The 25,230-nt window shown below is 70.1% G+C and carries 26 protein-coding genes; 15 read left to right on the top strand and 11 right to left on the bottom strand.

The window, feature by feature from the left end:
• The first annotated feature begins 10 nt into the window (after positions 1-10).
• From ACZ6DL_RS06635 to ACZ6DL_RS06620, 4 genes are read left to right on the top strand one after another with little or no spacing between them, the layout of a single operon-like run.
• A complete protein-coding gene (locus ACZ6DL_RS06635; RefSeq protein WP_466049424.1) occupies positions 11-970 on the top strand; it encodes an alpha/beta fold hydrolase in 960 nt (319 codons plus the stop codon).
• Between the two features lie 4 nt (positions 971-974).
• A complete protein-coding gene (locus ACZ6DL_RS06630) occupies positions 975-1,496 on the top strand; it encodes a DoxX family protein (protein ID WP_466049422.1) in 522 nt (173 codons plus the stop codon).
• Positions 1,496-2,314, top strand: a complete 819-nt coding sequence (locus ACZ6DL_RS06625; protein ID WP_466049420.1) for an NAD(P)-dependent oxidoreductase — start codon at positions 1,496-1,498, stop codon at positions 2,312-2,314. The genes ACZ6DL_RS06630 and ACZ6DL_RS06625 overlap by 1 nt, the downstream gene beginning before the upstream one ends.
• A gap of 1 nt (position 2,315) precedes the next feature.
• Positions 2,316-3,119, top strand: a complete 804-nt coding sequence (locus ACZ6DL_RS06620) for an NAD(P)-dependent oxidoreductase (protein WP_466049419.1) — start codon at positions 2,316-2,318, stop codon at positions 3,117-3,119.
• Between the two features lie 280 nt (positions 3,120-3,399).
• On the opposite strand, the gene ACZ6DL_RS06615 is transcribed toward ACZ6DL_RS06620, so the two are convergent.
• Complete coding sequence (locus ACZ6DL_RS06615) at positions 3,400-3,588, bottom strand: ferredoxin (protein ID WP_466049417.1); 189 nt, start codon at positions 3,586-3,588, stop codon at positions 3,400-3,402.
• Positions 3,585-4,886: a cytochrome P450 gene (locus ACZ6DL_RS06610; protein ID WP_466049416.1), complete on the bottom strand. Its 1,302-nt coding sequence runs from the start codon at positions 4,884-4,886 to the stop codon at positions 3,585-3,587. Before ACZ6DL_RS06610 ends, ACZ6DL_RS06615 begins: the two co-directional genes overlap by 4 nt.
• Positions 4,887-5,026: 140 nt before the next feature.
• Between ACZ6DL_RS06610 and ACZ6DL_RS06605 the strand changes: the two genes are divergently transcribed.
• The 3 genes from ACZ6DL_RS06605 (at position 5,027) to ACZ6DL_RS06595 (ending at position 7,821) form a co-directional block, all read left to right on the top strand.
• Positions 5,027-6,181, top strand: coding sequence for an acyl-CoA dehydrogenase family protein (locus ACZ6DL_RS06605; protein WP_466049414.1), 1,155 nt, complete (start codon positions 5,027-5,029; stop codon positions 6,179-6,181).
• Between the two features lie 34 nt (positions 6,182-6,215).
• Complete coding sequence (locus tag ACZ6DL_RS06600) at positions 6,216-7,445, top strand: acyl-CoA dehydrogenase family protein (protein WP_466049412.1); 1,230 nt, start codon at positions 6,216-6,218, stop codon at positions 7,443-7,445.
• 79 nt (positions 7,446-7,524) lie between these two features.
• A complete protein-coding gene (locus ACZ6DL_RS06595) occupies positions 7,525-7,821 on the top strand; it encodes a zinc-binding dehydrogenase (RefSeq protein ID WP_466049411.1) in 297 nt (98 codons plus the stop codon).
• A gap of 84 nt (positions 7,822-7,905) precedes the next feature.
• Here ACZ6DL_RS06595 and ACZ6DL_RS06590 read toward each other — a convergent pair whose 3' ends face one another.
• The 4 genes from ACZ6DL_RS06590 to ACZ6DL_RS06575 all read right to left on the bottom strand — a co-directional run bounded on the left by ACZ6DL_RS06590 (position 7,906) and on the right by ACZ6DL_RS06575 (position 11,584).
• Entirely contained in the window at positions 7,906-8,217 is a 312-nt protein-coding gene (locus ACZ6DL_RS06590) for a 2Fe-2S iron-sulfur cluster-binding protein (RefSeq protein WP_466049410.1), read from the bottom strand.
• A gap of 156 nt (positions 8,218-8,373) precedes the next feature.
• Positions 8,374-9,141 (bottom strand): enoyl-CoA hydratase/isomerase family protein, encoded by a 768-nt coding sequence (locus ACZ6DL_RS06585; protein WP_466049408.1) that lies wholly within the window; start codon positions 9,139-9,141, stop codon positions 8,374-8,376.
• Positions 9,141-10,412, bottom strand: a complete 1,272-nt coding sequence (locus ACZ6DL_RS06580) for an acetyl-CoA hydrolase/transferase family protein (RefSeq protein ID WP_466049406.1) — start codon at positions 10,410-10,412, stop codon at positions 9,141-9,143. Before ACZ6DL_RS06580 ends, ACZ6DL_RS06585 begins: the two co-directional genes overlap by 1 nt.
• Positions 10,409-11,584, bottom strand: coding sequence for a CaiB/BaiF CoA transferase family protein (locus ACZ6DL_RS06575; protein ID WP_466049405.1), 1,176 nt, complete (start codon positions 11,582-11,584; stop codon positions 10,409-10,411). Before ACZ6DL_RS06575 ends, ACZ6DL_RS06580 begins: the two co-directional genes overlap by 4 nt.
• Positions 11,585-11,690: 106 nt before the next feature.
• Between ACZ6DL_RS06575 and ACZ6DL_RS06570 the strand changes: the two genes are divergently transcribed.
• From ACZ6DL_RS06570 to bfr, 7 genes are all read left to right on the top strand, one after another.
• Complete coding sequence (locus tag ACZ6DL_RS06570) at positions 11,691-13,229, top strand: class I adenylate-forming enzyme family protein (RefSeq protein WP_466049404.1); 1,539 nt, start codon at positions 11,691-11,693, stop codon at positions 13,227-13,229.
• A complete protein-coding gene (locus tag ACZ6DL_RS06565) occupies positions 13,226-14,002 on the top strand; it encodes an SDR family NAD(P)-dependent oxidoreductase (RefSeq protein WP_466049402.1) in 777 nt (258 codons plus the stop codon). The genes ACZ6DL_RS06570 and ACZ6DL_RS06565 overlap by 4 nt, the downstream gene beginning before the upstream one ends.
• Positions 14,003-14,149: 147 nt before the next feature.
• A complete protein-coding gene (gene acuI / locus ACZ6DL_RS06560) occupies positions 14,150-15,133 on the top strand; it encodes an acrylyl-CoA reductase (NADPH) (protein ID WP_466049401.1) in 984 nt (327 codons plus the stop codon).
• A 13-nt stretch (positions 15,134-15,146) separates the two neighbouring features.
• Positions 15,147-16,340 carry an FAS1-like dehydratase domain-containing protein gene (locus tag ACZ6DL_RS06555; protein WP_466049399.1) on the top strand — a complete coding sequence of 398 codons (1,194 nt, stop codon included), beginning with the start codon at positions 15,147-15,149 and terminating at the stop codon, positions 16,338-16,340.
• Positions 16,341-16,368: 28 nt separating this feature from the next.
• Positions 16,369-18,078: a class I adenylate-forming enzyme family protein gene (locus ACZ6DL_RS06550; RefSeq protein WP_466049398.1), complete on the top strand. Its 1,710-nt coding sequence runs from the start codon at positions 16,369-16,371 to the stop codon at positions 18,076-18,078.
• A gap of 209 nt (positions 18,079-18,287) precedes the next feature.
• Positions 18,288-18,479 carry a (2Fe-2S)-binding protein gene (locus ACZ6DL_RS06545; protein ID WP_040871767.1) on the top strand — a complete coding sequence of 64 codons (192 nt, stop codon included), beginning with the start codon at positions 18,288-18,290 and terminating at the stop codon, positions 18,477-18,479.
• Positions 18,480-18,537: 58 nt separating this feature from the next.
• Positions 18,538-19,017 carry a bacterioferritin gene (bfr, locus tag ACZ6DL_RS06540; RefSeq protein WP_393229963.1) on the top strand — a complete coding sequence of 160 codons (480 nt, stop codon included), beginning with the start codon at positions 18,538-18,540 and terminating at the stop codon, positions 19,015-19,017.
• 37 nt (positions 19,018-19,054) lie between these two features.
• On the opposite strand, the gene ACZ6DL_RS06535 is transcribed toward bfr, so the two are convergent.
• Genes ACZ6DL_RS06535 through ACZ6DL_RS06515 form a run of 5 tightly spaced genes read right to left on the bottom strand, consistent with a single transcriptional unit; the run spans position 19,055 to position 24,299 of the window.
• On the bottom strand, positions 19,055-20,182 hold the full coding sequence (locus ACZ6DL_RS06535) for an acyl-CoA dehydrogenase family protein (RefSeq protein WP_466049396.1): 1,128 nt from the start codon (positions 20,180-20,182) through the stop codon (positions 19,055-19,057).
• On the bottom strand, positions 20,182-21,378 hold the full coding sequence (locus ACZ6DL_RS06530) for an acyl-CoA dehydrogenase family protein (RefSeq protein ID WP_466049395.1): 1,197 nt from the start codon (positions 21,376-21,378) through the stop codon (positions 20,182-20,184). The genes ACZ6DL_RS06535 and ACZ6DL_RS06530 overlap by 1 nt, the downstream gene beginning before the upstream one ends.
• A complete protein-coding gene (locus ACZ6DL_RS06525; protein WP_466049393.1) occupies positions 21,375-22,151 on the bottom strand; it encodes an enoyl-CoA hydratase/isomerase family protein in 777 nt (258 codons plus the stop codon). The genes ACZ6DL_RS06530 and ACZ6DL_RS06525 overlap by 4 nt, the downstream gene beginning before the upstream one ends.
• A gap of 4 nt (positions 22,152-22,155) precedes the next feature.
• Positions 22,156-23,097 (bottom strand): acyl-CoA dehydrogenase family protein, encoded by a 942-nt coding sequence (locus ACZ6DL_RS06520; RefSeq protein WP_466049586.1) that lies wholly within the window; start codon positions 23,095-23,097, stop codon positions 22,156-22,158.
• 32 nt (positions 23,098-23,129) lie between these two features.
• The gene (locus ACZ6DL_RS06515; protein WP_466049392.1) at positions 23,130-24,299 is read right to left on the bottom strand and encodes an acyl-CoA dehydrogenase family protein; all 1,170 of its coding nucleotides are present in this window, start codon (positions 24,297-24,299) and stop codon (positions 23,130-23,132) included.
• 121 nt (positions 24,300-24,420) lie between these two features.
• Between ACZ6DL_RS06515 and ACZ6DL_RS06510 the strand changes: the two genes are divergently transcribed.
• Entirely contained in the window at positions 24,421-25,227 is an 807-nt protein-coding gene (locus tag ACZ6DL_RS06510) for a FadR/GntR family transcriptional regulator (protein WP_466049391.1), read from the top strand.
• The last annotated feature ends 3 nt before the right edge of the window (positions 25,228-25,230 follow it).

The raw sequence follows: 25,230 nt of genomic DNA, 5'->3' as shown, positions 1-25,230 counted from the left end.
TGGGCACGCCATGACACTCACCGAATCCGACCTCGGCCGCCTCGACGACACCGCACCGCTACCCGTGGTCGCCGATGTCGACGGCATCCCGGTGTCGGGGTTGCTGGCCGAGGCGCCCGCGCCCCGCGCGGTAGTGGTCGCCCTGCACGGTGGCGCCACCACCTCGGCGTACTTCGACTGCCCCGGGCATCCCGAGCTTTCCCTCCTGCGGCTCGGCCGGCGGCTGGGTTACACCGTGCTGGCGCTGGACCGGCCCGGATACGGCGCCTCGGGTCCGTTTGCTGACGAACTCCTCCCGCCGCAGCGCCGCGTCGATCTGATGTTCGGGGCCGTCGAAGCGCAGCTCGCCGGCCGTCCACGCGGTGCGGGCGTCTTCCTGCTGGCGCACTCGGCGGGATGCGAACTGGCCCTGCGCATGGCCGGTGACGAACGCGGCCGCGAGCTGCTCGGCCTCGAGTTGGCGGGCACCGGCCGCACACACCATCCGGAAGTCCAGAAAGTGCTGTGGAGCCCGCGGCCGGAAGGCACCCGGCCCCCCGGACTCGGCGCGCTGCTGTGGCGACCGCGGCGGTTGTATCCCCCCGACGTGGTGGGCGGCGCCTCGATCGCCGTCCCCGGCCCTCGGCTGGAGGCCACCATCGTCACCAACTGGGCCGATCGGGATTTCCCGCGCTTGGCCGGGCAGGTGCGGGTCCCGGTGCGATTCACCGCGGGCGATCACGAAACGGTGTGGCGCAACGACATCGAGGAACTGACCGCCATCGCGGCGCTGTTCGGCGCGGCGCCGCGGGTGGTGCTCAATCAACAACCCAACACCGGGCACAACACCAGCCTGGGCTACACGGCGGCGGCATACCACCTCAAGGCGCTCGCCTTCGCCGAAGAATGCGTCGTCGCGGCCCGCACCGGCGAATTCACCGGTCCCGCAATCCAATTGGACGGACGCGCGCACGCGCGACCAGAAAGGTGAGGCCATGGAGGTCACCGATGTCGCGCTGCTGCTGTTGCGGCTGGTGGTGGGAGTCACCATGATCGCGCACGGCGTCAATCACTGGATCGGCGGCGGCCGGATCGCCGGGACGGCGCGGTGGTTCAGCGGGCTGGGGCTGCGCAACGGCGTGCTACACGCCTGGCTGAGCGTGGTCACCGAGATCGGCGCGGGCACACTGCTCGTGCTCGGGCTGCTCACGCCGTTCGCCGCCGCGGCGATCATCTCGGTCATGCTCGTCGCCGGACTGCTGGCGCACCGCGCCAACGGATTCTTCGTCTTCGAGGAAGGCTACGAGTACGTCCTCGTGCTGGCCGTGGTCGCGCTGGCGCTGGGCCTGCTCGGGCCCGGGTGGCTGTCGCTCGACCACGCGGCGGGCGTCGAGATCACCGGCTGGGCCGGTGGCGCCGTCGCACTCGGTGTGGCGGTGCCGGCGACGGCGGGACTGCTGACCGCCTTCTACCGGCCCGCTCGCGGGCCGGGGATCGTCACCGAGGAGGTGCGCTGATGCGTGTCGGGTTCATCGGACTGGGCAGTCAGGGCGCGCCGATGGCGCGCCGCATCATCGAAGGCGGCTACCCGACCACCTTGTGGGCGCGCCGCCCCGCTTCGCTGGAGCCGTTCGCGGGCACGGCGGCCGCGACGGCCGAATCCCCCGCCGCCCTGGCCGCGCGCAGCGATCTGGTCTGTCTGTGCGTGGTCGGCGACGCCGACGTGCGCGAGGTGGTCACCGGGCAAGACGGCGTCCTGGCGGGCCTCACGCCGGGGTCGATCATCGCCGTGCACTCCACCGTGCACCCGGACACCTGCCGGGAGTTGGCCGATCTCGCTGCGCCGCAGCGGGTCACGGTGATCGACGCGCCGGTCAGCGGCGGAGGGCCCGCGGCGGCGGAGGGCAGGCTGCTGGTCATGGCAGGCGGCGCCACCGAGGCCGTCGAGCGCGGCCGCCCTGTGTTCGAGACCTACGCGAACCCGATCGTCCACCTGGGCGAGCTGGGCTCCGGCCAGGCCACCAAGCTGCTGAACAACCTGTTGTTCACCGCCAATCTCGCCACCGCCGCCAGCACGCTCGCGCTCGGCCGGGAACTCGGCATCAGCCCTGAGAGGCTGGGCGAAGTGATCACGCACGGCACCGCGAACAGTTTCGCGCTGGGCCGCATCGTCTCGGCGGGTGGCACCTTGGATCGGCTGGCCGCACATGCCGGCGATCTGCTCCGCAAGGACGTCGGCTTGGTCGCCGGTTTGGCCGACGCGGCGGGAGTGACTCCGGGAATCGTGCTCGGCGCTGCCGACGCCACCCTCGCGCTGATGGACCGGCAGCGCTGACGTGCGGATCGGCTTCGTGGGAGCCGGGCGGATGGGCCGCCCGATGATCGGGCGGCTGGTCTCGGCCGGGCACACCGTCCGGGCGGTCGGGCGATCCGCCGCATCGCGCGCGGCCCTCGCCGAGATCGGGGCCGAGCCGGTCGCGACCGTCGCCGAGGCCGCCGACGCCGCGGAGGCCGTGGTGGTGTGCGTATTCACCGACGATCAGGTCCGCGAGGTATGCCTCGGCGGCAGCCTGCTGCGGGAGCTGCCGCGCGCGGCCGTGCTGATCGTGCACACGACCGGCAGTCCGGCGACGGTGACCGAAATCGCGGCGGCGGCCCCGACTGTCGAGGTGGTGGACGCACCGGTGAGCGGTGGACCGCACAGCATCGCGACCGGTGAGCTCACCGTCTTTCTCGGCGGTACCGACGAGGCGGTGCGCCGGGCACGGCCCGTGGTGGCGGCTTACGCCGACCGGGTCCTGCACGTCGGGCCGCTCGGCGCGGGGCAGCGGGTGAAGCTGGTGAACAACGCGCTGTTCGCGGCGCAGATCGGGCTGGTCGCCGCTGCGGTCCGGCTCGGCGGCCAACTCGGTATGGACGAGGCCACCCTGCTCGCCGCCCTACCGCACGCCAGCAGCGGTGGCCGCGCCGTCAGCAGCGTCGCGGGGAAGGGCGCGGTCGAGGTATTCCGCGCCTCGGTGGGCGAGTTCCTCCGCAAGGATGTGGCGGTGGTTCGCGCGCTCGTCGCCGAATCGGGCGGTGCACTGGGGATCTTGGACGCCGCCATCGACGCGGGCATACCCGCGACCGACCGCAACTGATCAGCGAGCCGATACCCCCGCAGTGCGGTGCCGAGAAGGCGGTGCGGCGGAAACATCGCTGCCAGGGGCTACCTTGCCGCGGCGGCGGCACCACCACTGCGCGCTGCACTCCCGTCGGCCCGTACGCTGGATTTCCCGGTGCGATCGCAGGCCGCGACCTCTGATCCCGCACCGCCTGCCTATCTCTCACGTGCCGAACAGGCCTCTTGGCCCGGGCAACTCGTCTCAGCCGCTGCGCGCCGCCGATATCTCAGGTGCGGGATCCGCGTGCTCACCACGCTCACTCGATGACGATCGCCTGTTCGGGACAGGACCGCACCGCTTCGTGCACCTGCGCCTCGAGGTGCGCGGGTACGTCGGCGACGGTGGCTTCGGCGTAGCCGTCGTCGGTCAAGGAGAACACCTCCGGGCACAGGCCGAGACACACGCCGTGCCCCCGGCAGCGATCCTCGTCGACGGCGACCTTCATCGGGCCCCGCCCTCCGCGACGTCGAACTCCAGATGCAGCGAGGTGAGCCCGCGCAGGATGAACGTCGGCAGATAGCGGTAGTCGCGCGCGCCCTCGGGGCCGTGCACGCTCTCGTCGATCCGGAAGCCGGTGGTGCGCTCGAGCAGCCGTTCGATGGCGACCCGCGCTTCGGCCCGCGCCAGCGGCGCACCAGGGCAGGTGTGCACTCCGCGCCCGAAAGCCAAGTGCGAGCGGGCATTGGAGCGTTCCGCCGCGAAGGTGGTGGGGTCGTCGAATCGGCGCGGGTCCCGGTTCGCGGCGCCGTTGACCACCATCAGTACCGTGCCCGCGGGCACCTCGGTCCCGCCGACCGTCGTGGACACCTTGGCCAGCCGGAAATCGCCCTTGACCGGGCTCTCCATCCGGAGGCACTCCTCGATGAAGTTCTGGATGCGGCTACGGTCCTCGCGCAGGTACTGCTGGATGTCCGGGCGCTCGGCCAGTATCTTCAGCGCCGAACTGAGCAGCCGGACGGTGGTCTCCTGACCCGCCGAGAAGAGGTTCGCCGCCACCCGGACCACATCGAGCACCTCGGGCTCACGCCCGTCCGGAAACGTCGCGGTGGCCATGCTGGTCAGCACGTCGTCCCGCGGGTTGGTCCTGCGGTCCGCGACGTAGTCGGAGAACTTGGCGTAGAGGAATTCGATGGGGTTGTGCGACATGTTCTCCCCCGCGGTGCTGCCGACGCTGGAGCCTTCGCGGTGCGGATCGCGTTGCAGCGCCTGCAGGAACGCCTCCTGATCGCCCTCGGGGACACCCAGCAGGTCGGCGATCACGTAGAGCGTGAAGGGGCCCGCGAATTCGCGCATGCAGTCCCCCTTGCCCTCGGCCAGGTACCGATCGAGCATCCGGTCGGCGATCGCCCACATCGCCTGCTCGTTCTCCTTCAGGCGTTTCGGGGTGATCAACCGCATCAGCAAGGCGCGGTGATCGGTGTGCACCGGCGGGTCGAGGGTCGGCAGCTGGTCGCTCATCGGCAGTGTGTCCCGATGCTCGGCGATGAGGGCGTCGACGTCGGTCGCCCCCTCCAGCGGTACCGGGAATCCGGGGAACGGACCGGTGACCGAGATGCAGGAGGAGAACCGTTCGACGTCGTTGTAGACCTCGAGCGCCTCCTCGTAACCGGTCACCATCATCACGTCGTGGTGCTTCTCGCGCGTCACCGGGCACTGCTCGCGCAGCGCGTCGAAGTACGGATACGGATCGGCGACCAGCTCCTGCCCGAGGAAGAAGTCCAGATCCTGGAAGTTTTTCACCACTCGACGATCCCTTCGACGCCCGGCCGGCATCGCCAACGGCGCGATTTGCCGGTCGACTTCCGTGATTGAGAATAAGCCTCTCATCTGTGAGTATGAGATTTCCATATCCACCGCTGCGCGTCAACCGAAGGACCGGAACCATGAGCCTCGAACCCGCCGCCGATCAGCGGTTTTTCCAGTCGACCACCCGTGATTTCCTCGCGGCCACCGTCCCGGTGGGTACCGTGCGAGCGCTCGGCGCGTCCGGAACAGGATTCGACCGGACCTGGTGGCGGCGCGGCGCGGAACTGGGATGGACGGCCATGCTGGTGCCCGAAGAATTCGGCGGCGGAACGGTTTCCGGGCGGCCGATGACCGAGCTCGCCTCGGTGGCCGAAGAACTGGGTCGCGCCTGCGCGCCCGGGCCGTTCGTCACGACCAACGCGGTCCTGGCCGGGCTCACCTCGGAGGCGAGTCGTTTCGCCGAGGCCCTCACCGCCATCGCCGCAGGCGAGACGATCGCCACGTGGGCGGTCTACGAACCGGGCCGAGGCTTCGACGCGCTCTCCCCCGGCTCCGGCGCCACCGGCCGGGCCGCGTGCACCAGGGCCGAACCCGACGGCCGCGGTTACCGGCTCGACGGTGTGAAAGACCGCGTGGAGTCGGCCGACCAGGCGGACCTGTTCCTGGTGACCGCCGAGAGCGCCGACGGCCCGGTTCAGCTGCTGGTGCCCGCGGACACCCCGGGCGTGAGCGTCACACCGGCGTGGACCCTGGATCTCGTCCGCCGCACCGCGCGTGTGACGTTCGAGGACGTCCCGGTGCCCGCCGACGCCGTGCAGGTGGGCGCGGGCGCCGCCGACGCGATCCGAGCGCAGGCGCGCACGGCGGCCGCGCTCACCGCCGCCGAGATGGTCGGTGCCACCGACACCGCGCTGGCCGCGACGTTGACCTGGTTGTTCGACCGCTACACCTTCGGCAGGCAACTGGCCTCCTACCAGGCGCTCAAGCACCGGATGGCCGACAACAAGACGTGGCTGGAAGCGTGCCGAGCCACCGCGACCGCCGCCGCGGCGGCCTGGGACGACGACCCGGCGAGCGCGCAGGAGGCGATCAGCATCGCGAAGTCGTACGTGGGAGCCAAGGCCCCCGTGATCGCCCAGGACTGTGTGCAACTGCACGGCGGCATCGGCGTCACCTGGGAACACGACCTGCACCTGTATCTGCGCCGCATCACCCTGGGCCGCGCTCTCTACGGCACTCCCGAAGAGCACCGGCGCCACATCACCGATCTGCTCGACACGGCAGCCGCGTGAACCGAATCGAACTCGCTTGAAAGGCAACGACGCTATGACCACGGATCTGGAGCCCGTCGGAGACTTCCGCGCACGTGCGCGGACCTGGTTGCGCGACAACCTGCACCCGGCTTCCGCCGCGGAATACAAATCCGACACCGAGGAGGCGTGGGACCGCGCCCGGCAACTGCAACGGATTCTCCACGACGGCGGCTTCGCCGGGATCTGCTTCCCCGCGGAGTACGGCGGACTCGGCCTCACCACCGCCCACCAGCGGGCGTTCACCGAGGAATCGCTTCCCTACGAGATGCCGCTGCTGCTGAACGTGCCGACGCTGGCCATCTGCGCGGCGAGCCTGCTCGATCTCGGCACCGAGGAGCAGAAGCGCGCGCACCTGCCCGCCGTGCTGCGCGGCGAGGAGATCCTGGCGCAGTTCCTGTCCGAGCCGCGCGGCGGGTCGGATCTGGCCGGGCTCACCACCCGCGCGGAGCGCGACGGCGATCGCTGGATTCTCAACGGATCCAAGATCTGGAGCTCCGGCGCCTACGCCGCCGACTACGGCCTGTGCCTGGCTCGAACCAACTGGGATGTCACCAAGCACCGCGGGCTCACCATGTTCCTGGTGCCGGTGCGCGCCGAAGGCGTGACGGTCCAGCGGATCAAACAGGTGACCGGCTCGACCGAGTTCTGCCAGGAGTTCTTCGACGACGTCGCGCTACCCGAGGAGGCGGTGCTCGGCCAGGTGGACGGTGGCTGGGACGCCGCGTCCCGGCTGCTCTACCACGAGCGGGCCGCACTGGGCGGCACCTCGCCGTACACCAGCGGCGCCCGCCCGCATCTGGGCGGCGAGGCCGACCGGTTGCTCGAGCTCGCCCGCGCCACCGGCCAGTGGAACGACCCGCGCACCAGGGAGGACATCGGCGAGGCGCGGGCCATGAACGTGGTACGCGACCAGCTCATCGCGCACATCTCGCGGGCGATCGCCTGCGGCGAGCTGCCCCCCTCCGCCGGCGCCATCACCCGACTGTTCACCGCCGAGAATGCCTGGCTGCAAACGGATCTCGCGGTACGCATCGCCGGGCCCACCGCGGCCACCCACAGCCCAGGCGACGCGGCCGACACGACCGAGGTCGGCCTCGACTACCTGTTCCGCTCGGCGTGGAGCCTGGCGGGCGGCAGCACCGAGATGGCGCGCAACGTCATCAGCGAGCGCGTACTCGGCATGCCCCGCGAGTTCGCCGCCGATCGCGACGTCCCGTTCAACCAGGTCAAGCACGGCCGATGACCCGCGCGAAGCGATACCGTCGGGGTGCGACGGCGACGATCACCCCGACGGCGGGACCTCCCCGGCCCCGGGAAGGCTGGTGCGATCACGCACCACTACGCATGCCGCACGACGACTAAGGACGGATCGACCCCGGCGTCATCCCGCGCATCCCGCTGAACGTTGTGCTGATCAAGGGCGTACAGCTGGTGGTTTCCAGTTCCGAGATCTCGATCCCGCCGAATACCGCCGCAACGAGGAGGGACTCGCGGCTCTGCCGGCCGGTGGCCACATCCGTCCGCACATCGGCGCGGCATACTCGCTCGAACAAGCGGCGGCCGCGCTGCGGCATGTTGCCGACGGCCGCGCGATCGGCAAGGTGCCGGTCGACCTGTAGGACGGTCAGCCGGTGGACGGACGCCGGATCCGGCGGACCGACCGCAATCGTTGCGCTGCGATAGAAGTCGCGCCTCGGCACGGATCATGCGTAATCGACTGTCACCGACGGGGTCTGCGGAACGGACTGACAGGTGAGCACGTAACCATCGGCCACGTCCTCGTCGGTCAACGCGTCGTTCACCCGCATCTCGACGCGGCCCGCGACGAGCCGCGCCATACAGGTGCCGCAATTGCCCTCCTCACAGGCGAACGGCGGGTTGAGCCCGGCTCGCTTCGCGGCTTCCAGCACGGTCTCGGCGGCGCGCACGTCGATGGTGGACCGCGCGCCGTCCAACAGGACGGTCGCCACGCAGGTGGCCGTCTTCGGCGACTCGGACAGTGGGGATACGGCCATGACGCACACTCCTGATCAATGGGGATCGCACAACGCCGATGTCGCGCCGACCGGCGCCGCCGGGGCGTAGATTGAGCACTCGCTCAGCATGCTGTGCACATGCGTAGCATGGTTCTTCCGGCTGGGTCAAGAGGAGGGCCGCGCAGGGGGACCGAGTCAGCTGCCCGTCCAGCGCGGGCTGCGCTTCTCGGCGAACGCGCGAGGACCCTCTTGCGCGTCCTCGCTCGTGTAGCAGCGCACCGAGGCGTGCCGGGCGGCTCGCAACGCGGCCGAGCGGCCCATCTCGGTCGCGAGCATGACCGTCTCCCGCGCGGCCCGCACCGACAGCGGGGCGCCCACGAGGATCTCGGCGGCCAGCTCGAGCGCCGCGTCCAGCAAATCCGCGGGTTCGGCCAGCCGGTTCACCAGTCCGATCTCGTAGGCCCGCCGCGCATCGATCGGCTTTCCGGTCAGCAGCAGCTCCATCATGATCCGCTGCGGGATCATGTGGATCAGCGGCGCGGCCCACGGCGAACTGCGACCCACCTTGACCTCGGTGACCGCGAAGGTCGCCGCAGTGCTCGCGACACACAGATCGCATGCCTGGGCGATCATCCAGCCCCCGGCGAAGGCCGCGCCGTTGACCGCCGCGATAGTGGGCTTGGACAGCTCGATGGTGTCGTACGGCAGCGGGTACATCTCGCGCGGCGGCACCGTCATACCGGTCGCCACCATCTCCTCGAGATCCCCTCCCGCGCAGAACGCTTTCGGTCCCGCGCCGGTCAGGATCGCGACGCGCAACGCGGGATCGCGCTCGAATCGGTCCCAGGCGTCGAACAGCCCCTCCCGCACGTCCCGGGCCAGGCAATTGCGCCGTTCCGGCCGATTCAGCGTGATGATCACGATCCCGTCGGAGCGGGCGTCGAAGACAACGGCGTCGGACATCAGAAACCTCTCCGCTGGACGACGCGCGCCGCCCGCTCCAGTTCGTCGCGGAAATCGGGATGCGCCACGGCGATCAGTCTGCGGGTGCGCTCGGCCAGCGTCCGCCCGGCGAGTTCGGCGGCGCCGAATTCGGTGACGATCACGTCCACGTCGCTGCGCGCGGTGGTGACCGGCCCGGACAGTGCCGCGGTGATCCGGCTGACCGTCCCGCCTTTGGCAGTGGAGGGCAGCGCGATGATCGCGTGACCCCCGGGCGAACGAGCGCCTGCCCGGACGAAGTCCACCTGGCCCCCTGTGCCACCGAGATAGGACGCACCGCTCTGTTCGGCGTTCACCTGTCCGGTCAGGTCGACCTCCATGGCGGAGTTGATGGTGACCAGCCGTTCCAGTCGCGCGAGCACGCCCGCGTCGTGGGTGTAGTCGGTCGCGCACATCCGGATCGCCGCATTGCGGTCGGCGAACCGGTACAGCCGTTCGGTGCCGACGAGCGCGCCGGTGACCGATACCCCGCGATCAATGGCTTTGCGCGCGTTGGTGATCGCGCCCGACTCGACCAGATCGACCAACCCGTCGCCGATCATCCCCGAATGCACGCCGAGATCGGTGCGGTCGCGCAGCAGGCGCACCACGGCGTCGGGTACGGCGCCGACCCCGATCTGCAGCACCGCGCCGTCCTCGATATAGGCCGCCGCGTGCGCGGCGATCGCTTCATCGACCGGCCCGATCCGGGCGGGTGGCACCTGAACCGGCGGCCGGGAAACCCGCACCGCGTAGTCGATCCGAGCGCTGGACAGCCGTTCGCCCAGCGTGAAAGGCACTTGGTCGTTGACCTCGGCGACCACGGCGCGCGCCGCCGCCACCGCCGCGCCCACATGGTCGCTGACCAGGCCGAAGCTGTGGTCGCCGTGTTCGTCGGCCGGACTCACCTGCACGAAAGCCACATCGCAGCCGAGGATTCCGGCTTCGATCATCGGCCCCACCCGGCTGACGTGGCAGGGGACGATGCCGAGCCGATGCTCCTCGGTCAGCGATCGCAGCGCGCCGATCGCGCCCATGCTGGACAAGGTGAAGGCATCGGTCGCCGCCGGGGTGAACAGACCGGAGAAGCTCGTCGCGATGAACGCCGATACCCCGCCGATGGCGCCGCCCTGTGCGATGAGCGCCTCGATCAAGGTGGCCGGCTCGCCGCACGCCTGCCCGACCACGATGCGGTCACCGGCCCGCAGGATCGTGCTCAGGTCCAGGTCGGCGGCCTCGAGCAGCGCGGTCACCGCTGGACCCGGCCGTTCGGCCGGTCGTCGGCGGCGTGCCGCAACCGGCCGAGCACCTCGGCGGTGTCGGCGCCGAGCCTGGGTGCCGGTCCCGCGATGCTTCCAGGAGTGCGGGAGAACCATGTTGGCGGACCAGGAAAACGGACCGATCCATATGGTGAATCCACGGTTTCGAAGAAGTCCGTGTCGGCGAGATGCGGATTGTCGAACAGTTCGTCCAGCGTCCGCACCGGTGCGGCCGGAATGTCCAGCGAGCGCAGCAGTTCCAGCCATTCGACCGTGGTCCGCTCACGGAACGTTTCGGCGAGAAGGGCGTAGACGATGTCGATCCTGGCCGCGCGCCGCTCCAGCGTGGCGAACTCCGGCCCGGCCCACGGCGGGCGCACCGCCTCGACGAATGCCGACCACTGCTTGTCGTTGTAGACCAGCGCGGACAGGTAGCCGTCCGCGGTGCGATAGGGCTTGCGGTTCGGCGTCACCGCGCGCGGATAGGCCGCGGGGCCCAGCGGGGGATCGAACATGGCCCCGTTGGCGTGCTCCACCAGCATGAACGCGGCCATCGTCTCGAACATCGCGACCTCGACTTCTTGCCCCTGCCCGGTGCGTTCCCGGTGGTACAGCGCCATCGTGGTCGCGTACAGCGCGGTCATCCCGGCGATCTTGTCGGCCATGATGGTGCCGACGTACCCGGCGGCGCCGGTGAGCCGCTCCTGCACGAAGGGCAGTCCGCACTCGGCCTGAATCGTGTCGTCGTAAGCGGTACGGCCGGCATCCCGGCCACGGCGGCCGTAACCGTAGCAATTGGTGTAGACGATCGAAGGATTGAGCGCGGCCACCTCGTCGTAAGCGAAGCCGAGCCGGGCGATCGCGGAGGCGCGCATCGAGTGGATGAACACGTCGGCCTCTGCGGCGAGCTCGCGCAACGATCGCTTGCCGTCCTCGGATCGCAGGTCCAGCACCACGCTGCGCTTGCCCCGGTTGACGTTGACGAAGACGCCGCCCATCCCCCGCTCCGGGCCCACCGAGATGTAGCGGGTGTTGTCCCCGTCCGGCGGCTCGATCTTGATCACGTCCGCGCCCATGTCGGCCATGATCTGCGTGCAGTACGGGCCCATGACCATCGCCGTCAGATCGACGACCCGGACTCCCACGAGCGGACCACGATGTTCCATCGCCACGCCTCTTTCACCACCCTCCACCGCCGCTGGATCACCATCCGACCAGCGGCCGTGAGCCTATCTGATGAATCTTTGCAAGGATAGTGATATCAAGGATGCTGTGGACGATTTCAACGCCGACGCCCCACCCCCTCGGCATGCCCTCCGCCCGATCGCCGAGGTACTGGACGCCGCGCTCGGCTCCCACCCCGACGCCACGGCGGTGGAGGCCGCTTCCGGCGCGTGGACCTACGTCGAACTCGACGATCACGCACACCGCGCCGCCGGCGCCCTCTGGGCGCTCGGCGTGCGCCCCGGCGATCGCGTCGCGGCCTGCCTCCCCAACGATCTGGACATCGTCGCCGCCTTCCACGGCGCGCAACGCATCGGTGCGGTGTGGGCGGGCATCGGCGAGGCGCTGACCGCGACCGAACAGCAGCACCTGCACGACCTGTGCGAACCGGCAGTCGTACTCGCCGGATCCCGCTGCCGGGTGGACTCGCCCGGTACGGTCGACCCCGATCATTGGGCGGCACTGCTGGATCGCGCGGCACCCGCGCCACAGGTGGAGCACGACATCGATGCCCCGGCCGGAATCGCCTTCACCAGCGGCACCTCCGGACAGCCGAAGGCCGTGGTGCACAGCCAGCGCAACCTACTGCTGCCCGGCGCCGTGCTGACGGCCACTCGAGGCTGGGGGCCCGATCTGCGCAAGGGCGACAGCTTCCCGCTGACGATCCTCAATCTGATGGTCCTGTCCACCCTGCTCACCGCGCAGGCCCGCGGCTGCTCGGTCGTCATGGACCGCCGCGACGCCGACGGGGTTGCCGAATGGATCGCCGAGCATCGCGTCACGGTCTGGAACGGCGCACCCGCGCAGCTCTACGACCTCGCGCGCAGGCCGGGGCTCGATCTCGGCTCGTTGCGCGAAGTCTGGAGCGGCGGCAGCGACACGCCCGACTCGGTGCGCGCGGCCTTCGCCGACGCGCACGGGCCGGTGCCCCGCGCCACCTACGGTCTCACCGAGGCGCCGACGGTGGTCTCGATCGACCCCCCCGGCAACGAATGGTTCCCCGGCGCCAGCGGCCGGGTGCTGCCGCACTACGACGTCGCCGCCTACGACGACGACGGCCGCAGGCTACCGCCCGGTTCGCTCGGCGAGCTGCGGCTGAAGGCGGCCGCCACCGGCCCGTGGGCCCGATGGTGGACGCCGATGCTGGGCTACCGGGAGCGCGATGGAGTGCGACCGCCGCGACCCGGTCCGCTCCCCACCGGCGATGTCGGCACCGTCGACACCGAAGGCAGGCTGTCGATCCTGGACCGCAAGAAGATGGTCATCATCCGGGGCGGAGCGAACGTCTACCCGCAGGAGGTGGAGCGGGTCATCGCGACGCACCCCGGCGTGGCCAAGGTCGCGGTGTGCCCGGTGCCGGACGAGCGGCTCGGCCAGAGGGTCGCGGCGGTGATCGAAAGCGCCGATCCCACGGTGGATCTCGACGCCCTGGCGCGATTGTGCCGACGCGAACTGGCCGGATACAAGGTGCCGGAGTTCTGGAGCCGGGTGGATGCGCTGCCGGTGAACGCCATGGGCAAGATCGAGCGAACGCGGCTCACCGAACTGGCGACCGCCGCGCGGCACACGACGCGGGAGCAGCCGTGACCACGCGGTCCGCGCGCGCCCCGCGCCTGTTCGACCTCGACGGCCGGGTGGCGATCGTGACCGGAGCGTCCTCCGGGCTCGGCGCCGCGGTCGCGGAAACGCTGGCCTCGCTCGGGGCCCGCGTCGCGGTCGCGGCCCGGCGCGCCGACCGGCTGACCGAGCTCGCCGGGCGCATCGACGGGCTCCCCGTGGTGTGCGACCTGACCCAGCCGCAGGGCATCGGCGCCGTGGTCACCACGGTGGCCGACGGCCTGGGACCGCCGGAGATCCTGGTCAACGCGGCCGGAAACCGGTTCACCACCGAGCGCGCCGAATCCGAGCCGCTCGACGCCGTGCGCCGGACCCTGGAACTCAACCTGGTGGCGCCGTTCCTGCTCGCTCGAGCGGTGTTCCCGCACATGCGCGCGGTGGGTCGCGGCTCGATCGTCAATGTCTCCTCCATCAGCGGCCGGGTCGGCGTGCCCGGCATCCCGCAGGCGTCCTACGCCGCGAGCAAGGCGGGGCTGTCCGGGCTCACCGCCGAACTCGCCGTGCAATGGGCGCGGTATTCGATCCGGGTGAACACCGTCGCGCCCGGCTTCTTCCGCAGCGAGATCACCGACACCCTCTATGACGACGAGCGCGGCGCCGCTTACCTGCGCCGTAACACTCCCCTGCCGACCGAGGCGGAGGCCGAGGACATCGTCGGAGCCGTCGTCTGGCTGGCCGGTGACGCCGCCCGGTACGTCACCGGCCAGACCGTCGTCGTCGACGGCGGCTGGACCGCTCGGTGAGCGAACGGCGCGAACAGTGATTCCACGTTGACACCCGAATCTCACGGTGAAAGCATGACAACGCCATCAGAGAATATTATTCTCCAAATTGGAAACTTATATTCACGTTCAGATGGCCCACCCGTTCTAGGAAGGGAACTCTTCCGCATGTTTGCCGCAGTTCTGATCGAGAAAGGCGAGGCGGGACCGAAGGTCACGCTGACGAACGTGGACGAAGCGACGCTGCCAGAGGGGAATGTCACCGTCGAGGTCGCCCACTCCACCCTCAATTACAAAGACGCCCTGGCGATCACCGGAGAGTCTCCCGTCGTCCGCGCGTTCCCGATGGTGCCCGGCATCGACTTCGCCGGCGTCGTCACCGAGAGCAGCCACGCGGATTGGTCGGTGGGCGACGACGTGATCCTCAACGGCTGGGGCGTCGGAGAATCGCACTGGGGCGGCCTCGCGCAGCGGGCCCGCGTGAACGGCGACTGGCTGGTGCCCCGGCCCGCCGAGTTCACCGCGCGACAAGCGATGGCGATCGGCACCGCCGGATACACCGCGAGCCTGTGCGTCGAAGCGCTGCTGCGCCACGGCGTTCGGCCCGACCGAGGCGAGATCCTGGTGACCGGCGCGACCGGCGGCGTGGGCAGCATCGCGATCGCGCTGCTGAGCAGAGCCGGGTTCGCCGTCGCGGCCGCCACCGGCAAGACCGCCGAGACCGCCTACCTCCGGCAACTGGGCGCGGGCACCGTGGTGGATCGCGCCGAACTGGCCGAGCGCGGCAAGCCGCTGCAGAAGGAGCGCTGGGCAGGTGTGGTCGACACCGTCGGCAGTCACACGCTGGCCAATGTGTGCGCCCAGACCCGGTACGGCGGTGCGGTGGCCGCCTGCGGCCTGGCCCAGGGGATGGACTTCCCCGCCACGGTCGCCCCGTTCATCCTGCGCGGGGTCACGTTGTTCGGCATCGACAGCGTGATGGCGCCCAAGCAGCGGCGCCTCGACGCCTGGGCGCGGCTCGCCCGTGACCTGGACCCGGCCGCCCTGGACAGCATCGCCCAGGAGATCCCCCTCGGCGAGGCCGCCACCGCGGCCGGCCGGCTCGTCGACGGCGCCGTACGCGGCCGGATCGTCGTCGACGTGAATCGTTGATCAGGAGCATCCCGTGACCAGGAAATCGATGAAATCGACTGTGGAACTCGATCTGTCCGACGTCGACCACCGGGTCGGCAAGCCGGTGGGCGGCGGCCAACTGTGGGACCCGTGCAGTTCCTCCGACATCCGCCGCTGGGTGATGGCGATGGACTATCCGAATCCGCTGCACTGGGATCAGGAATTCGCTCGCGAATCGCGATACGGCGGCATCGTGGCACCCCAATCCATCGCGGTCGCTTTGGATTACGGGCACGGCGCACAGCCGGCCTGCGTCGGCCACATCCCCGGCAGCCACCTGATCTTCGGCGGCGAGGAATGGTGGTTCTACGGCTGCCCGGTGCGCCCCGGCGACACCTTGTTCCAGGACCGGCGATTCCACGACTACAAGGTGGTGGAGACGAAGTTCGCCGGGCCGACGATGTTCTCCCGCGGCGACACCGTCCACCGCAATCAGCATGGCGTACTGGTCGCCCGCGAAAGGTCCACCGCCATCCGGTATCTGGCGTCGGAGGCCAACAAGCGGGGCATGTACGACAACCAACTCGGCGGGGTGCGGACCTGGGCCGCCGCCGAACTGGCCGAAATCGAGTCGCTGCGGCACGAGTGGATCCTGACCAACCGCGCCGGGGTCTCACCGCACTTCGACGAAGTGAAGGTCGGGGATCGGCTGCCGCGCCGGGTGATCGGCCCGCACACCATCGCGAGCTTCACCACCGAGTACCGCGCCTTCTTGTTCAACATCTGGGGCACATTTCACTGGACCGCGCCGGCGGGCATCGATGATCCCTGGGTTTACCAGGATCCGGGCTGGACCGAAGGGTTCGCCTTCGACGAAGAGGGCGCGCGCATCGACCCGCGCAAGCGCGACGGCCTGTACGTCGGCCCCTCCCGCGGGCACATCGACGCCGACAAGGCGGGCGAGGTCGGGATGGCGCGGGCCTACGGCTACGGCGCCACCATGGGCGCCTGGTGCACCGACTACCTCTCGTACTGGGCCGGGCACGACGGCATCCTCCGCCACAGCAAGGCGGACTTCCGCCTGCCCGCTTTCGAGGGCGACGTGACCTACTTCGACGCCGAGATCATCTGCAAGGAGGCGGATTCGGTCTGGGGCGTACCGCTGGTGCAGGTGAAACTGCGGCTGACCAATCAGGACTTCGGCGTGCTGGTGGACTGCACGGCCGAGGTCGAGCTTCCGTACTGACGGCCACCGGAAAGAAACGGGAGAGGCGATGCCCACCGACACCGACGACGTCCTCGCGCCTGCCGTGGCGATCGCCTCCGGACCGCCGCTGTCCGAAGAGCCGGGTCTGGGACCGCTCACCCTGCCCGGCTTCCTGCGCGAAGTCACCCGCGGGTACGGCGACCGCGAGGCGCTCGTCGCGCACACCGGCGCCGGCGTCGTCCGCTGGACCTATGCCGAGTTGTGGGAGCGCGCCACCGAAGTGGCGCGCGCTCTGCGCGCCTGCGGGATCGGCAAGGACGGCCGGGTCGGCGTGCTGATGACGAACCGGCCGGAGTGGCTCTCGGCCGTCTTCGGCGTGTCACTGGCCGGCGGAGTGGCCGTCGCCCTCAGCACCTTTTCCAGCCCCGCGGAACTCGACCACCTGCTGCGGCTGTCCGGTGTGTCGATGCTGCTGTTCGAAAGGTCTGTGGCGAACAAGGATTTCGCCGACGTGCTGACCGGACTGGAACCCGCCGTCGGCACCGCCGCGCCGGGCGCTCTGCGCTCGACGGCCTACCCGTTCCTACGTCATCTCGCGATGGTCGGCGAACCGGTGCCCGATGCGGCGATCGACTCCTGGCACACGTTCCTGGCTCGCGGGCACTCGGAAGCACAGGCACTGATCGAGGCGACGGCCGCCACGGTGCGACCGGCGGATACCGCTGTGCTGTTCTTCTCGTCGGGAACCACCAGCAAGCCGAAAGGCATCCGCAGCGCGCACCGCGGCGTCGCCATCCAGATGTGGCGGTTCCGGCGCATGTTCGGATTCGGCCCGGACGACCACGTGCGCTGCTGGACCGCCAACGGCTTCTTCTGGTCCGGCAACTTCGGCCAAGCGCTCGGCGCCACCCTGGCCGCGGGCGGCAGCCTGGTGCTGCAATCGACCTTCGACGCCGCCGAGGCGCTGGAGTTGATGCGGGCCGAGCGAGTGAACTTCCCGGTCGCGTGGCCGCACCAGTGGGCGCAACTGGAAGGCGCGCCCAACTGGTCGACGACCGACCTGAGCAGCCTGCGATTCGTGGACGTGAAGACGCCCGCGGCGCGGCACCCTCGCGTGTCGACCACCTGGACCGAGCCCGGGCACGCCTACGGCAACACCGAAACCTTCACCATCACCACCTGTTTTCCGGCCGATACACCCGAGGACGAAATCGCGGGCAGCAGCGGCAAGCCGTTGCCCGGCAACACCGTCAAGATCGTCGACCCGCTCACCGGCGCGGTCGCGGCGCGCGGCGAGCGCGGCGAGATCTGCGTCAAAGGGCCGACGCTCATGCTCGGCTATCTCGGCACCGCATTGGACGAGACGCTCGACGGCGACGGCTACTTCCACACCGGCGACGGCGGCTACCTCGATGACGCGGACCGGCTGTACTGGGAGGGGCGGTTGACCGACATCATCAAGACCGGCGGCGCGAATGTCTCCCCGCTGGAGGTCGACGAGGCGTTGGCCGGCTTCCCTGGTGTCAAGGTCGCGCGCACCGTCGGCGTACCGCACGAGACGCTCGGCGAGGTCGTGGTGGCGTGTGTGGTGCCGCACACGGACGCGACCGTGGACGGCGCCGCGGTCCGCGCGTTCCTGCGCGAGCGGCTGGCCAGCTACAAGGTGCCGCGACAGGTGCTGTTGTTCGCCGAGGAGGACATCGCACTCACCGGCAGTGCGAAGATCAAGTCCAGTGACCTGCGGCAGCTGGCGGTCGAACGGCTGGCCGACAGCTAGCGCCACGGGCCTGCCGAGGCTTCTCCCGTGCAGCGCGTCCGGTGCCGCGCCGACAGTCCCCGGGTCGCTCCGCCCGGCGACACCCGGTACGGCGACACCGCACCCACCGGGCTTCACACGGCCGGTCCCGGATGCTATACATTAGGGGAGGCTTACCTCGTTAGTCGAGGCTAACCTCAGTGAAACGGTGACCCTGGCTGTGAGGCTTCATGTACGTGTGCATCTGTAACGCGCTGTCCGAAGGTGACGTGCACACCTGCGTCGCAGCCGGGGCCGACAGTGTCCGCCAAGTGAAGAACGCCTGCGGCTGGAAGCCCGGCTGCGGCAGTTGCACGGCGCGATTGGCCGAGGTCATCGGCCGCGCCCGCGCGACGACCGAAGCGCAACCCTCGGCCGCCTGATCCGACACACCAGGCGGTCTGCCTGCCGCTGCGCACAATCTGTGCCACGATCGCAGCTATGGACGGCGACAAGGACATCGTGGCGTTGCTCAACGAGCAACTGACGGCCGAACTCACGGCGATCAACCAGTACTTCCTGCACGCCAAGATGCAGGAGAACTGGGGCTTTACCAAGCTGGCGCGGCACACTCGGCACGAGTCCATCGATGAGATGAAGCATGCCGAACTCCTCACCGACCGGATCCTCTTCCTGGACGGCCTGCCGAACTACCAGAAGCTCAATCCGTTGCGCATCGGGCAGAGCGTGCCGGAGCAATTGCGAGCCGACCTGCAGATCGAGCTGGAAGCGGTCGAACGGCTTCGCCGGGGCATCGAGTTGATGCGGTCGCGCGGCGACGTGACCTCGGCTCGCATCTTCGAGCACATCCTCGAAGACGAAGAGCAGCACGTCGACTACCTGGAGACCGAACTCGACCTGGTGGAGAAGCTGGGCGAGCCGCTGTACCTCCAGCGCTTCACCGAGACCCCGGAGCACTGACCCGGTATCCGGGGCGCCTGCGAACGGCTGCCCGGCGCTACGCCGAGGCGTATCGCCGGGCCAGTCGTTTCCGATGCTCGGCGGGCGTCCCGAAGAGGGAACGATCGAGCGTGGCCCGCTTCAGGTAGGCGTGGATCCCGCTGTCCCAGGTGTAGCCCATGCCGCCGTGCAGTTGCATGGCCTTCCCCGCCACCCGCACCGCCGTCTCGGTGCTCAACGCCTTGGCCATCGACGCCACGTCGCCCGCGTCCGGCGCCGACGTCGCCTGGGCCCGGACAGCGGCCGCTACCACCTGCCGGGCCACCGTGACCTGCACCAGCATGTCCGCGCAGGCGTGTTTGACGGCCTGGAAGGAACCGATCGGACGGCCGAACTGCTCGCGCACCTCGGCGTAGCCGACGGTGGCCTCGAGCATGGCCTCGCTCAGTCCGAGGCTGTCGCAGGCCATCGCGACCGCCGCCCGGTCGTACAACCGCCGCAGGGCGCGCTCTCCGTCGCCACGGAATCGCCACACCGCCGCCGGCGTCACCGCGACGTCGTCGGCCGTTACGCGCCCGAGGCTGCGGGTCGCGTCGACCACCGGTCGCGCGGTGACGACCGACCCTGGCGCACCGGATTCGACTACCGCGAGCACGATCTCGCCGCCGGGCTCGCGGGCGGGAACGAGCAGCCGGTCCGCGCCGGGCGCGTCGAGCACGAAGTCGGCGCAACCGTGCAGACGCAGGCCGCCGGTACCGGTCACCAGCCGGAACGGCGATTCCACGAGCGTGCGATCGGCGTTTGCGGAGACCGCACCTGACGACTCGGCGCCGGCCCGCCGCTCCCCCGCAAGCGCGACAACCGGGACCACCGCACCGGCGACGGTGCCGCGAAACAGCTCGTCCCGTCGCGGATTCGGCTCCAGCAAGGCGAGCGCGCCGACGGCGAGCACCGCCACCGACGGGTAGGCACTACGGGCGACCGCCCGGCCCACTTCTCGGAGCACCACGGCGACCTCGGCGAAAGTCGCTCCGGCACCGTCGAAGTCGGCGGGCGCCTCCAGACCGAGCCACCCGGATCGAGCGATCGGCGACCAGTCGACCGCCGACTCGGAATCGGCTTCGCCGAGCAGGTCGCGCGCCACCGCGCGCAAATCGTCGTGGATCTCGGCGAATTCGTCGCTCATCATGTTTCCGTCGGTTCCCGGGGCAGGCCGAGTCCGCGCTCCGCGATGATGGTGCGCTGGATTTCGCTGGTCCCACCCGGAATCGTCCATTCCCAGGAGCCGACGAAGTCGAGCACCCAGGCGCCCGACTCCCAGCCGCTGGACATCGGTTTGCGCAGCGTCGTGTGCGTGGCCAGTCCCCCGACCTCCGTGCCGAAATCCGTCACCCGCTGCAACAATTCGCTGTAGTACAGCTTCACCACCGAAGCGTCGGCCGGGCCCGCGACACCCGCCTCGTGCCGCTCCACCAGGTCGCGGCACAATGCACGCAATCCGAAGATCTCGATCTCCAGCGCGGCCAGCCGATCGGCCACCACCGCGTCGTCGACCGCGCGCCGCCCACCGGGATCGGCTCGCCGGCACGCTTCGAGGAGCCATCGGAATCCGGCGTTGCCGAGCCGTTCGGCCAGCTCCAGCATGGTCAGGCCACGCTCGGCGCCGAGCGTCTGCTGCGCCACCTGCCAACCGGCGTGTTCCGCGCCGACCAGCCCGTCCGCCGGGATCCGCACCTCGTCCAGGAAGATCTCGCAGAAGTGCGATTCCCCGGTGGCCTGCCGGATCGGGCGCACCTGGATGCCGGGGCTGCGCATGTCCAGCAGGAAGTAGGAGATGCCGCGCCGCTTCGGGGCGCCCGGGTCGGTACGGGCCAGCAGCAGGCACCAGTCCGCGTATTGCGCACCGCTGGCCCACACTTTCTGCCCGGTCACGACATAGCCGTCACCGTCTCGGCGGGCGCTGGTCCGCAATGCCGCCAGATCGGATCCGGCGCCGGGTTCGGAGAAGCCTTGTACCCAGATCTCGCCGTCCAGGATCGCGGGGAGATGCCGCCGGCGCTGCTCGTCGGTCCCCGCCGCCAGCAACGTCGCGGCCGCATGGTGAACGGCCACGAAGGCCAGCACCAGTCGCGGCGCGTCGTGGGCGGCGAGTTCCTGATACAGCACGATCTGTTGCGGGAGGGACATGCCGCCGCCGTATTCGCGCGGCCAATGCGGCACCGCGTATCCCGCACGGCGGAGCTGCTGGAACCACTCGTGCTGGAAACGGACGAATTCCACGTCCGTGGGGCCGGTCTGCGACCGCCGCCAATCGGCAGGCACGTGCGCGCGGCACCAGTCCCGGACCTCGCCGCGGAACCCGTCGAGGTCGTGCCCGTTCACCGTGCCCGCTGTCGCAACGCCAGCAGCCGGTCCCGGTGTTCCGGTGACCGCATGGTGACCACCTCGGCGGCGAAACCGGCTTGCATCGGACCACCGAGCGCCTGGGACAGGTACATGTTCACCACCCGTTTCGTGCTACGCAGCGCCTCCGGCGGCAGGGCGGCCAACCGGACGGCCAGTTTCCTGGCCTCGTCGAGCAATTCGTCCGCGGCGACGACCCGCGAAGCCAGTCCGACCTCGACGGCGGTGGCGGCATCGATCCGGTCGCCGGTGTACAGATATTCCCGCGTCCGCAGGATCGGGGTGAGCAGCGGCCAGAACGCGGCGCCGCCGTCCCCGGCGACCAGCCCGACCGCCACGTGCGGGTCGGCCAGGTAGGCCCGATCCGACATCAGCACGACGTCGCACAACACCGCCAGGCCGGCGCCGAGCCCCATCGCCGCGCCGTTCACCGCGGCGATCACCGGCAACGGGAAGCGCAGCATCTCCTCGATGATCTGGGCGCCTTCGCGAATGCTCTCGTCCCGCGCGACCGGGTCGTCCAGGAAGGAGCTGATCCAGTCCAGGTCGCCACCCGCGCTGAAGGCTCGGCCGGAACCGGTGAGGATCACGACTGCGGCCTCCCGGTCCGCGGCCAACTGCCGCCACACCCCGGCCAGCGCTCGGTGCAACTCCGCGTTCACCGCGTTGAGCGCGTCGGGGCGGTTGATGACGACGATACGCACGGGCCCTTCGGAGGCCACGCTCAGCACATCGGGCAGGTCGTAGCGCATGGCGTCACCCTTCCCCCGGATCGGAGAACAAACCGGTCAGACCGCGGCGGCCGGCCAACCGGGCCAGCAACTCCTCGGTGGCGACCGAGCCGAGCGGAAGTCGGCGCAACGGCAGGCTGTAACGCGACAGCCAGGACAGCGGCGACTCGTCGCAGAAGCCGAGGGCGCCGTGCAATTGGTGGGCGACGCGGAACACGGCCTCGGTCGCCTCGAGGGTCGCGGAACGCAGAGCCAGCGCGTCGATCAGCGCATCGCCGCGCTCGGCCTGGATGCTCCACAGCGCGTAGCGGGCGAGCATATCCACGCCGCGCCGTTCCACCTCGGCGTCGGTCAACTGGAACTGCACCGACTGGAACTCGGCCAGCGGTTTGCCGAACTGCTCCCGGACCAGCACGTGGGCCCGGGTGAGTTCGACGGCGCGGTCGAGCATGCCGAGCAGGGTCCAGCACGGCAGCACCAGCGCCAACGCCAGGTCGGCGCCGCCGCCGGTGTCCACCGGCGACACCTCCAGCCCCGTCACGAACGCCGACTCACGCGTGGACGCACGGGGTGGTCGCACCACCACCGAGCCTCGGGAACCGTCCAAGGTCACCGCCGCCCAGCGCAGGTCGAGATGCGCGACCGCCGCGGCGGGCTCGTCATCCGACACCACCACCAACCCGTCGACGTCCAAGTCGACGGGGCGGGCCAGCCGCTCCGCGACCGGATAGGGCGCGGCCCAGTAGCCGGCGCTGCGGCACAGCGCCGCGGCCGCTTCCAGTTCGACCGGATCGTGCCGGGGCTCCAGCTCCCACGCGCCGAGTTCGCCGAGCACCGGCGCGACGTGCGCGCGGCGCGCAGGCTCGCGCTCGGCCCACCGCACCAGCTCGTCGCCGCCTGCCGCGCGCAACGCGCGCACGGCCTGCTTGCCGTATTCCATTGCCTCGGCGCACAGTTCGATGGTCATCGCCCGGCCGCCCGCCGGGAACGACGCGGCGGTCATGCGGCCTCCCCCGCCCGGCGTGGCCCACTCAGCAACGAGCGCGCCAGCAGGATCTTCTGCATCTCGATACTGCCGGAGGCGACCGTGGCGGCATTCGCGTATCGCCAATGGTCGTCCACCGCGCGCCGGAACCGGTGCCCGTGCTCGTCTTCCGAGCCCGCGAACGCGGCGAGTTCGGCCAGAACACTCGCGCTTTCCTGATCGAGCCGGGTCACCGCGATGCGGTAGGCCGCGGCGTCACCCGGTGCGACCCGCCCGGCGCTCTGCATCGCGACCACCTGATACGCCAGTAGCCGCGCCCGCCGCGCCCGGGTGAGCATGCGGGCCCAGCGACCGCGCAATTCGGCCGGAACCGTCTCCCACCGCGGGCCGAGAACATCGGGCGCGGCCTGCAACAGCCGCTCACAGCGCGCGTAGCGGGCGATGCCGACGCGTTCGAACGCGAGCACCTCCCGCACCACCGACCAGCCCTCGTCGACCCGACCGAGCACATCGGCTTCCGTCACGCGCACCCCGTCGAAGAAGACCTCGTTGAGGTGGTGCGGGCCGAGCATGGACCGGATCGGCCGGACCTCGATCCCCGGATCGGACATCGGCACCAGGAAGACGGTGAGCCCTTGCTGTTTCCGCGCCCTGGTCGCGGTGCGCGCGAGCAGGAAACACCACTGCGCCATGGTGGCGTAGGAGGTCCAGATCTTCTGGCCGGAGATACGCCAGCCCTCGCCGTCGCGGCGAGCGGTGGTCCGCAAGGAAGCCAGGTCGGACCCGGAGTCCGGCTCGCTGAAGCCCTGGCACCAGATCGTCTCACCGCGCGCGATCGGCGGCAGGTGCTTGTGCTGCTGTTCCGCCGTGCCGTGCCGCATGATGGTCGGGCCCACCCAGTTGACGCCCATGTACTGCGCCCCGCGAGGTTCGTGGTGCGCCCACATCTCCTCGCGGACCACGGTCTGCTCCCACACCGAGACGCCGCGGCCACCGAACCCGGCGGGCCAGGCCGCGCACAGCAGGCCCCGCTCGGCCAGGACCCGGCAGAAACGCTGAGCGACAGCCAGATCGGCCGGGTCGTCGGTGAACGCGCCGAGGTAGTCGGCGGGGACCTCTTCGGCAATCAGCCGCCGTAGTTCACCCCGGAGGCGGGTGGCGGCCTCACCCATAGCGAAGTCCATGTGGCGCACAGTACTTCAATCCTCATAAGGATAGCAATATTTGTATGGTCATCTCACGATGACTACACTGCCGCCATGACGGAAAGGCGTGCCCGGTGAGGACCAACCAGAGGTGGACCGCGTGACGGCCGCCAAACGCGGCCGGGTCCCGCAGCGTCGTATCGCGGAGACCGTCGCCGCGGAGCTGCGCACCCGGATCCTGGCCGGCGACGAGAACTATCGGCTTCCCACCCAGGATCAGCTGGTCCAGGACTTCGGGGTGAGCTACCCCTCGATCCGCGAGGCGCTGCGCATCCTGGAGACCGAGGGTCTCGTCACCGTCCGCCGGGGCAATGTGGGCGGCGCCGAAGTGCACCGGCCCGACGAGACGTCGGCGGCGTATCACCTCGGCCTGGCCCTGCAAGGTGCGCGCGTCACCCTCGGCGACCTCGCCGCGGGCCTGCGCACGCTGGAACCGCAGTGCGCGGCCGCCTGCGCCGAGCGGCCCGACCGCGCCGAAACCGTCGTCCCCGCGCTCACGGAGAACGTCGAGAAGTCGGCCGAGCTCATCGACGACGGCGTCGCCTTCACCCACACCGCTCGCGAATTCCACGACCTCATCGTCTCGTTCACCCCGAACCTGACCATTCGCTATGTCGTGAGCACGCTGGTCACGCTGTGGTCGGCACAGGAGGAGGCGTGGGCGGAGGCGCTGACCCGGCGCGGGGAATACCCCTCCGAGGCCGAGTCGACCGAAGCCGTGCGCACCCATCGCCGCATCACCCGCGAGATCGCGGAGGGACGGGCCGCCGAAGCCGAACGCCTGTACCGCACCCATCTCGCCGCCACCCAGACAATCGTGTTGCAGCGGTTCGACGACGGAGTGGTGAACGCTTCGTCCGCCGGTGCGCGGCTGGCGCTCCAGTCGGGTCTGCGCTCGCAGATCTGAGTT

The organism is Nocardia sp. NPDC041819, from assembly GCF_055590505.1.
This window is presented reverse-complemented; position numbering and strand designations above follow the sequence as displayed.

What these genes read in the sequence shown, in the direction of transcription:
- ACZ6DL_RS06625 (WP_466049420.1), top strand. Translation starts at nt 1,496, where the DNA reads ATGCGTGTCGGGTTCATCGGACTGGGCAGTCAGGGCGCGCCGATGGCG.
- ACZ6DL_RS06605 (WP_466049414.1), top strand. Translation starts at nt 5,027, where the DNA reads ATGAGCCTCGAACCCGCCGCCGATCAGCGGTTTTTCCAGTCGACCACC.
- ACZ6DL_RS06600 (WP_466049412.1), top strand. Translation starts at nt 6,216, where the DNA reads ATGACCACGGATCTGGAGCCCGTCGGAGACTTCCGCGCACGTGCGCGG.
- ACZ6DL_RS06575 (WP_466049405.1), bottom strand. Translation starts at nt 11,584, where the DNA reads ATGGAACATCGTGGTCCGCTCGTGGGAGTCCGGGTCGTCGATCTGACG.
- ACZ6DL_RS06550 (WP_466049398.1), top strand. Translation starts at nt 16,369, where the DNA reads ATGCCCACCGACACCGACGACGTCCTCGCGCCTGCCGTGGCGATCGCC.
- ACZ6DL_RS06615 (WP_466049417.1), bottom strand. Translation starts at nt 3,588, where the DNA reads ATGAAGGTCGCCGTCGACGAGGATCGCTGCCGGGGGCACGGCGTGTGT.
- ACZ6DL_RS06520 (WP_466049586.1), bottom strand. Translation starts at nt 23,097, where the DNA reads ATGACCATCGAACTGTGCGCCGAGGCAATGGAATACGGCAAGCAGGCC.
- ACZ6DL_RS06515 (WP_466049392.1), bottom strand. Translation starts at nt 24,299, where the DNA reads ATGGACTTCGCTATGGGTGAGGCCGCCACCCGCCTCCGGGGTGAACTA.
- ACZ6DL_RS06585 (WP_466049408.1), bottom strand. Translation starts at nt 9,141, where the DNA reads ATGTCCGACGCCGTTGTCTTCGACGCCCGCTCCGACGGGATCGTGATC.
- ACZ6DL_RS06545 (WP_040871767.1), top strand. Translation starts at nt 18,288, where the DNA reads ATGTACGTGTGCATCTGTAACGCGCTGTCCGAAGGTGACGTGCACACC.
- ACZ6DL_RS06535 (WP_466049396.1), bottom strand. Translation starts at nt 20,182, where the DNA reads ATGAGCGACGAATTCGCCGAGATCCACGACGATTTGCGCGCGGTGGCG.
- ACZ6DL_RS06630 (WP_466049422.1), top strand. Translation starts at nt 975, where the DNA reads ATGGAGGTCACCGATGTCGCGCTGCTGCTGTTGCGGCTGGTGGTGGGA.
- ACZ6DL_RS06590 (WP_466049410.1), bottom strand. Translation starts at nt 8,217, where the DNA reads ATGGCCGTATCCCCACTGTCCGAGTCGCCGAAGACGGCCACCTGCGTG.
- bfr (WP_393229963.1), top strand. Translation starts at nt 18,538, where the DNA reads ATGGACGGCGACAAGGACATCGTGGCGTTGCTCAACGAGCAACTGACG.
- ACZ6DL_RS06525 (WP_466049393.1), bottom strand. Translation starts at nt 22,151, where the DNA reads ATGCGCTACGACCTGCCCGATGTGCTGAGCGTGGCCTCCGAAGGGCCC.
- acuI (WP_466049401.1), top strand. Translation starts at nt 14,150, where the DNA reads ATGTTTGCCGCAGTTCTGATCGAGAAAGGCGAGGCGGGACCGAAGGTC.
- ACZ6DL_RS06635 (WP_466049424.1), top strand. Translation starts at nt 11, where the DNA reads ATGACACTCACCGAATCCGACCTCGGCCGCCTCGACGACACCGCACCG.